Source organism: Phaeodactylibacter xiamenensis, from assembly GCF_000759025.1.
GTDB classification, from domain to species: Bacteria; Bacteroidota; Bacteroidia; order Chitinophagales; family Saprospiraceae; genus Phaeodactylibacter; species Phaeodactylibacter xiamenensis.
Genome location: NZ_JPOS01000009.1, coordinates 1 through 9,715, shown reverse-complemented (window position 1 = coordinate 9,715; position 9,715 = coordinate 1). Strand labels below are relative to the sequence as shown.

General features: G+C 59.5%; 1 protein-coding gene. It reads left to right on the top strand.

Annotated features, from left to right (window positions below; translation table 11 throughout):
* A partial coding sequence (locus tag IX84_RS02545) for an SdrD B-like domain-containing protein (protein WP_044216318.1) occupies positions 1–9,715 on the top strand: 9,715 nt, incomplete at both ends.

Below are 9,715 nucleotides of genomic sequence, written 5' to 3'. Positions count from 1 at the left end.
CGGACCCCTATAATGTGGATACCGACGGAGACGGCATCGAAGACGGCTCCGAGGACGGAGACAATACCGACCCGCTGGACCCCTGCGACCCTGCCCAAGACCCTGGGTATACGGGCTATGATGCGGACAATGCGATTTGGGCAGCGGGCGACTGTGACGACGACCTGATCCCGAACGGGGAGGAGCTCGATTTGGGCACCGACCCCTATAACGAGGATACGGACGGAGACGGCACAGACGATGCGCTGGAAGACGAAGGGCAGACGGACCCGCTGGACCCCTGCGACCCGGTTAAATGGGAAGGCTATACGGGCTACGATGCGGACAACGCGATCTGGGCCGCGGGCGACTGCGATGACGATGGGCTGTCCAACGGAGAAGAGCTCGGCCTGGGCACCGACCCTTATAATGCGGATACAGATGGAGACGGCATCGAAGACGGTTCCGAAGACGGAGACAATACCGATCCGCTGGACCCCTGCGACCCTGCGCAAGACGCTGGCTACACAGGCTACGATGCAGACAATGCGATTTGGGCTGCTGGGGACTGTGACGAGGACCTGATCCCGAACGGGGAAGAGCTCGGCCTGGGCACCGACCCCTATAACGAGGATACGGACGGAGACGGCACAGACGATGCGCTGGAAGACGAAGGGCAGACAGACCCGCTGGACCCTTGCGACCCTGTTAAATCAGCAGGCTATACGGGCTACGATGCGGACAATGCGATCTGGGCTGCGGGCGACTGTGACGACGATGGGCTGTCCAACGGCCTGGAGAACGAAATGGGCACGGACCCCTATAATGTGGATACCGACGGAGACGGCATCGAAGACGGCTCCGAGGACGGAGACAATACCGACCCGCTAGACCCCTGCGACCCTGCACAAGACGCAGGCTACACGGGCTACGATGCAGACAATGCGATCTGGGCAGCTGGCGACTGTGACGACGACCTGATCCCGAACGGGGAAGAGCTCGACTTGGGCACAGACCCCTACAACGAAGATACGGACGGAGACGGCACAGACGATGCGCTGGAAGACGAAGGGCAGACGGACCCGCTGGACCCCTGCGACCCGGTTAAATGGGAAGGCTATACGGGCTACGATGCGGACAACGCAATCTGGGCAGCGGGCGACTGCGATGACGATGGGCTGTCCAACGGAGAAGAGCTCGGCCTGGGCACCGACCCTTATAATGCGGATACAGATGGAGACGGCATCGAAGACGGTTCCGAAGACGGAGACAATACCGATCCGCTGGACCCCTGCGACCCTGCGCAAGACCCTGGTTATACGGGCTACGATGCGGATAATGATATCTGGGGCGATGATGATTGTGATGGCGATGGGCTGATCAACAGCCTGGAGCACGAAATAGGCACGGACCCCTATCATGTGGATACAGACGGAGACGGCATCGAAGACGGCTCCGAGGACGGAGACAATACCGACCCGCTGGACCCCTGCGACCCTGCGCAAGACGCTGGCTACACAGGCTACGATGCAGACAATGCGATTTGGGCTGCTGGGGACTGTGACGAGGACCTGATCCCGAACGGGGAAGAGCTCGGCCTGGGCACCGACCCCTATAACGAGGATACGGACGGTGACGGCACAGCCGATGCGCTGGAAGACGAAGGGCAGACAGACCCGCTGGACCCTTGCGACCCTGTTAAATCAGCAGGCTATACGGGCTACGATGCGGACAATGCGATCTGGGCTGCGGGCGACTGTGACGACGATGGGCTGTCCAACGGCCTGGAGAACGAAATGGGCACGGACCCCTATAATGTGGATACAGACGGAGACGGCATCGAAGACGGCTCCGAGGACGGAGACAATACCGACCCGCTGGACCCCTGCGACCCTGCGCAAGACGCTGGCTACATAGGCTACGATGCAGACAATGCGATTTGGGCTGCTGGGGACTGTGACGAGGACCTGATCCCGAACGGGGAAGAGCTCGACTTGGGCACCGACCCCTATAACGAGGATACGGACGGAGACGGCACAGACGATGCGCTGGAAGACGAAGGGCAGACGGACCCGCTGGACCCCTGCGACCCGGTTAAATGGGAAGGCTATACGGGCTACGATGCGGACAACGCAATCTGGGCAGCGGGCGACTGCGATGACGATGGGCTGTCCAACGGAGAAGAGCTCGGCCTGGGCACCGACCCTTATAATGCGGATACAGATGGAGACGGCATCGAAGACGGTTCCGAAGACGGAGACAATACCGACCCGCTGAACCCCTGCGACCCTGCGCAAGACCCTGGTTATACGGGCTACGATGCGGACAATGATATCTGGGGCGATGATGATTGTGATGGCGATGGGCTGATCAACAGCCTGGAGCACGAAATAGGCACGGACCCCTATCATGTGGATACAGACGGAGACGGCATCGAAGACGGCTCCGAGGACGGAGACAATACCGACCCGCTGGACCCCTGCGACCCTGCACAAGACGCAGGCTACACAGGCTACGATGCAGACAATGCGATCTGGGCTGCGGGCGACTGTGACGACGACCTGATCCCGAACGGGGAGGAGCTCGATTTGGGCACGGACCCCTACAACGAGGATACGGACGGAGACGGCACAGACGATGCGCTGGAAGACGAAGGGCAGACGGACCCGCTGGACCCCTGCGACCCGGTTAAATGGGAAGGCTATACGGGCTACGATGCGGACAACGCAATCTGGGCAGCGGGCGACTGCGATGACGATGGGCTGTCCAACGGAGAAGAGCTCGGCCTGGGCACCGACCCTTATAATGCGGATACAGATGGAGACGGCATCGAAGACGGTTCCGAAGACGGAGACAATACCGATCCGCTGGACCCCTGCGACCCTGCGCAAGACCCTGGTTATACGGGCTACGATGCGGACAATGATATCTGGGGCGATGATGATTGTGATGGCGATGGGCTGATCAACAGCCTGGAGCACGAAATAGGCACGGACCCCTATCATGTGGATACCGACGGGGACGGCATCGAAGACGGCTCCGAGGACGGAGACAATACCGACCCGCTAGACCCCTGCGACCCTGCACAAGACGCAGGCTACACAGGCTACGATGCAGACAATGCGATCTGGGCTGCGGGCGACTGTGACGACGACCTGATCCCGAACGGGGAGGAGCTCGATTTGGGCACGGACCCCTACAACGAGGATACGGACGGAGACGGCACAGACGATGCGCTGGAAGACGAAGGGCAGACGGACCCGCTGGACCCTTGCGACCCTGTTAAATCAGCAGGCTATACGGGCTACGATGCGGACAACGCGATCTGGGCCGCTGGCGACTGCGACGGCGATGGGCTGTCCAACGGAGAAGAGCTCGGCCTGGGCACGGACCCTTATAATGCGGATACGGATGGAGACGGCATCGAAGACGGTTCGGAAGACGGAGACAATACCGATCCGCTGGACCCCTGTGACCCTGCGCAAGACCCTGGGTATACGGGCTACGATGCGGATAATGATATCTGGGGCGATGATGATTGTGATGGCGATGGGCTGATCAACAGCCTGGAGCACGAAATAGGCACGGACCCCTATCATGTGGATACCGATGGGGACGGCATCGAAGACGGCTCCGAGGACGGAGACAATACCGACCCGCTAGACCCCTGCGACCCTGCACAAGACGCAGGCTACACAGGCTACGATGCAGACAATGCGATCTGGGCAGCGGGCGACTGTGACGGGGACCTGATCCCGAACGGGGAGGAGCTCGATTTGGGCACCGACCCCTACAACGAGGATACGGACGGAGACGGCACAGACGATGCGCTGGAAGACGAAGGGCAGACGGACCCGCTGGACCCCTGCGACCCGGTTAAATGGGAAGGCTATACGGGCTACGATGCGGACAATGCGATCTGGGCCGCTGGCGACTGCGACGGCGATGGGCTGTCCAACGGAGAAGAGCTCGGCCTGGGCACGGACCCCTACAATGAGGATACAGACGGCGATGGTGTTCCTGACGGGCAGGAAGTTGCCGACGGTACAAGCCCGCTGGAGCTTTGCGAGTATGAGTTTGCTTCTGTCACGCTGCCAAAAGGCGAGGAATGGAATGCTGCTGACTGCGATGGCGATGGGCTGGACAACGAGCTGGAAGGCGACGAGCTGGTGGACACAGATGGCGACCTCATCCCTGACTTCTTCGACCTGGACAGCGACAACGACGGGATCCCGGATGCGGACGAATCATCGGATACTGTTGCCTTCGATATTGACGGTGATGGCACTCCTAACTATCTGGACCTTGATTCAGACGGCGACGGCTGCTTCGATGCAGTAGAGGCCAGCGATGGCCTTACCCCTGCCGACCTGAGTGGAGGCCGTATCCCCGGAGAAGTGAATGAAGACGGGATACCGTTAGCCGTACTTGAAGGAGAAATGGAAGGCTTTGCTGCGACAGAAGCCTGGGGCAGCGATGAGCTATTCAGTGATTTCTGTGGTTCGGACATCGGCGGCTTTGTGTGGCTGGACAACGACCGCAACGGCTTGTTCCTGCAGCAGCAGCCTGGCCTTCCGGGCATAAGCTCCATGCCCTCATCAGAAGAAGTGCTGCCTGGCGTACAGGTGCGCCTGTTCGGCACGGACCTCAACGGAAATCCTGTTGATGAGGTGCAGACAGCCGATGCTGACGGCTACTACCTCTTCGAACTGGTGCTGGCGGGCGACTACTGCATGGAGGTCAGCTTTGAAGGGCTGGACAATGCGGAAGACTACGTGCTGACCATCCCCAATGTAGAGTTCAACGCTATCGACAGCCTGGACTCCGACTACTCCCTGGAAGGGGAGCGTTGCTTTACTTTGGAGACCGGTGCGGAGAACGTCTATGACCTGAACGCCGGTGTCTTCCTTGATGCGGACGGGGACTTTATCCCGGACGTGAACGACCCGGACATTGGCGGCGAGATACTGGACCCACAGGGCTTCATCTACTGTGAGAATACGGGCGAGATCATCAGCGGTGGAACCATTGAGGTAACGGGCCCGGGCAATGTGACAATGGTCGCGGACGGCTCTACGGGCTTCTATCAGTGGTTTGTGGACGCAAGCGGGGTCTACACGATGACACTAACAACACCAAGCGGCTATGGTATCAGCACGGACTGCACGGACAGCGGCCAGCTGGACCCTGAGCCTGGCATCACGATTGTAGGCAGCTCAGAGGAAGCGATGAGCGGCTTCATGGAAGACGCATCCTGCGGTGGGAACCCTTTCTACATGGAGTTTGTGCTTTCACCGGGCGACGTGGTGCTGAACAACAACCTGCCGCTGGCCTGCGCCGAGATCGGCGACCGTGCATGGAAGGACTTCGACCGTGACGGGCTGCAGAGCCCCGGCGAGCCGGGCCTAGGCTACACGGAAGTGCGGCTGCTGGACTGCGCAGGCAACGGCGTGGACACAGTGGTGTCGGACATCGAAGGGCGCTTTTTGTTCACCGGGCTCCCGGCGGGCGGCTACGTGCTGGACTACGAAGGGCGTGCCGAATGGGCCGGCAGCCTGCCGAACCTGTGGTCGTATGCGGGCTATCAGGCCGGCGCAGCGGAGCTGGACTCCGATATTACGGCGAGCGGTTCTACGGAGTGCGTGACGCTGGGCGTAGGGGAGAAGGACTACACAGTGGACGGCGGCTACGAAGTGCCGTACACGTACAGCTGCAACTGCGACGGCTCGATCACTTTGGAGTGGTCGCCGGTCAGCGGGGAGGCGGGCGTGACGTACACGGTAGATATAGAAGACAGCGCGGGCAACCCGGTGCTGGACTACGTGAACATGACAGAAACGAGCGTGACGATCGCCCACGGCACGCTGCAGAACGGCGAGGAGTACCGCCTTGCGATCACGGAGAACATCAGTACGAGCAATGTGGTGTCCATCACCGGGCCACTGTACGCAGACTGCAACCCTGTGCCAATGGCATCGGTCATAAGCGCGGTGGGCCCTGCGTGCCCCGGCGGCACAGACGGCAGCGTATCGTTTGAGCTGGAGGAATCAGGCTGTGCGGGCCGCTACGCGTTGTACCTGGAGCAGGCTGGCAGCGATATATTGGTTGCAGCGGACACGACGCTTGCGAACAGCTTCAGCGTGAGCGGTCTTGGCGAAGGCAGCTACAGCCTGCGGGTAGAGCTTCTGGACACGCTGAGCTGCGGCTACGGCGTAGGGTGCTTCCCGCTGGAGGTGGAAGATTTTGTGTCGCTGTCCAATCAGGACATGGAAGGCCCGTCGCTGGAGGTTTCAGCGCAGGGCGGCGTAGGGCTGGGCTCTGGCGCGTCGTTCACTTATACGCCCCCAGAAGGGGAGTGCGGCGTACAGCTGGAGTGGCTGGCGGTCGCTACGGACAACTGCAGCGCTGTGGGTTCCATCGGGCTGAGCGTAAGCATAGAGAGCGATGTGGCAGGCGTGAGCCCGTGGGCAACAGCCGTGCAGACGAGCTCCGGCTATGCGGTGAGCATCCATGCAGGCATAGGCACGAACACAGTGGTGCTGGCCGCCACAGACGAGGCGGGCAATAGCACGGAGCTGTCTTACGAGATCACGGTAGTGGACAACCGCGCCCCTGAAATCTACGGCCCTGGCGACATGCAGGTGCAGATCCCGGGCTGCGAAGACAGCGCCCCTGTGAACTGGCAGGTATCAGCAATAGACGACTGCGGCCTGGATGTAATACTGGAGCAGGTCAGCGGCCCCGAAAGCGGCAGCGCCCTTGCACCGGGCATGTATACGGTGGCCTACGAGGCTACAGACGGCTATGGCAATACGAGCCAGTACAGCTTTGACATCACCCTCACGCAGGCGCAGAGCCCTGCCCCGATCGTTGACGTGTCCGGCAACGGGCAGTTCGTGATCGAAGACTGCGCGGAGGACGGCTTTATCGTCTTCTCGGGCCATATCTACGACTGTGAGCTTCAGCCGGGCGATGTGCTAGACGGGCTGATCAGCATCAGCGGCGCGCCGCTGGAGCTCACCTACATCCAGGTGGACGAGGGCTATGCGTACTTCGAAGCCACGGGCAGCCTGAGCGCCGGCAGCTACCTGATCGTTACCAGCTACGAAGGGGTAACAATAGACCATGCTGTAGAAGTGGTGCAAGACCCGGATACGCCTGCGGTAATGACAATGCCCGGCAACCTGGCCTACCAGGTGCCGAACTGCGAAGGCGAGGCAGCGGTAAGCTTTGCGGTACAGCTGGAAGACGACTGCGACGAAGACTTCAGCAGCGCGAGCTTCACGGTGAACGGAGCGCCAGCGCCCCCATTCGACGCAGGGCTGTCGGACCCTGCGAACGGCTACTTCGCGTGGAGCCTGAGCCTGAGCCCGGGCATGTACACCATCGTGGGCACGTATACGGATGGCGGCGGCAATACCACCGAGGCTACGGCTACGGTCACGGTGAATGCGGACGAAGACAATTCTGCCCCAATCATTGTGTACCCATCACAGAACATCAACATCGCACTGGACCCATGTGTTGAAGCCGCTGTTGCTTCCCAGATTTTCCAGGTTACAGCGATCGACAACTGCGATGGCGACCTTGACCCAACTGTAACTGTTTCTTCAGGTACAGGTACTGTGACAACAACTCCAGGCGGCTATGTATTCATGGGCGGCCCTGGCGTGCACACAATTACAATTACAGCGACTGATGCAGCTGGCAACAGCCGCACGGAGTCCTTCTCTATCAACGTAACTCAGGCGCCTGCACCACAGGAGAACCTGGCTTGCAACGACGATATTAACGTTACGCTTGACGACAACTGCTCACGCGTAATCACTGCGGATATGGTACTCGAAGGCAACTTTGGCTGCTTCGAGGAGTCTGACTTTACGGTTACCATCGTAAACGACGACAACCCTGCGAACGGCAATATCCTGGACGGCCACGGCCAGTTCATTTATGAGATTGCACTTGCTGACCAGGCTCAGCCAATCGACGGCTTTACCAGCGACTTTGCACAGGGCAACTGGGACGTGATCATTGACAACTCCGGTTTCTTTGGCGCAGGCTTTGCTGATGTAACTTTCTCTTCCAACACACTGACACTGGAAACACTGGCTGGTGGAGTCGCTCAGGCTTCTATCGCTATGCCCGGAGAAGGTACGCTTTCCTTTGATTACGACTACAACGGTGCAGACCCATTCTTTGACTTCTTCATGATTGATCTGAATGGTAATGTTATTGCTGATGTAACGAATCCAGCTTCCGGCTCTTTCAGCGAAGATGTAGAAGCAGGCTGGGTACTGGTATTCGCAGTAGAGGATGACGGCTTCAACCCGTTTGGGCCAGCCGTGCCTAGTACTGCAGAGATCAGCAACTTTGGCTTCGCACCCGCAGGCCCGGTTGTATCAGGCTTCGAGCCATGCTGGGGCTTTGTTACGGGCGAAGACAAGACCGCACCAGTTATCGAGTGCCCGGACGACACAGACGTAGCGACAATCTCTGAGTCTGTACAGAAGATCCAGGGCGCCCTGGAGACGACTGACGCACAGCTTGAGCTTGCGGACTACTCTTGCTTCCTTGACGGTGCGGGCCCACTGGCAGGCGGCCACTACTACGACATCATCGAGTTCCAGGTGAGCGCAGATGATATCTACACGATCTACCTGAACACTTCCTGGGGCGACGGCTTCACTGCACTGTACCAGGGCAGCTTTGATGCGGACAGCCCATGTGAGAATATCCTTTACGCAGCGGACGACAACATCCTTGGCAACGCAGGCCCAATCGGCGGCTTGTTCGACCCACAGGTTCGCGTAACGCTGCCACTGCGTGCGTACGAGACTTACTATGTACTGGTATCCAGCTGGGCTGACGACGTGACGGGCTCCTACGAGCACACGATCTTTAGCGACGGCAACGGCCTTGCAGGCGCATGGAACTTTACAGAAACGATGCTGCCAGACTGGACGATCCAGTATGACACGACGTTCTCTGCACTGCCATCGACTACTGAGCAGCTGTCTATCCCGCTGTTCTGTGACGACTTCGGCCAGATCTACGGCGGCGACGCAGGTTCTGTAGCACAGGAGACCGCATTCATCAGCGGCACTTACCAGTGGGTAGGCGCGCCAAGTGCGACGGACAACTGCGACGACAACGTAGACATCACAGCGACGGACAGCTTCACTTCTTCAGGTGACTGTGGCGACGTAGTGATCACGCGCACGTTCACTGCTATTGACGACCAGGGGCTGACAGACGAGTGCCAGCAGCAGATCACGATCCGCAAGCCAACGCTTGACGACGTGAACTTCCCAAGCTTCACAGCAGTGGTAGAGTGCGACGAGGACTACCCAGCGCTGGCGAACGGCAACCCAAGCCCAGAGCTGACGGGCTATCCGTTCATCTTCACCGCATTCGGCATCTTTGACATTGCTCCGAATTACTGCAACATCGGCGCTTCTTACGAAGACCTGCCAACAGTAGACGAGTGCGAAGGCCGCTTCAAGTTCCGCCGTGAGTGGACCATCTTTGACTGGTGCGACCCAGGCAGCAGCCTGCTGGTGAACCAGCTGATCAAAGTAGGCGACTACACAGCGCCAGAGGTGTCTTGCCCAGCAGGCACGCCAATCGCTTACTCTACAAGCCCATTCTCTTGCGGTGCATCTTTCGAAGTGCCAATGCCAAGCGTGAGCGACAACTGCTCTAACGTAACGGTATACACTGAGATCGTGACGACAAC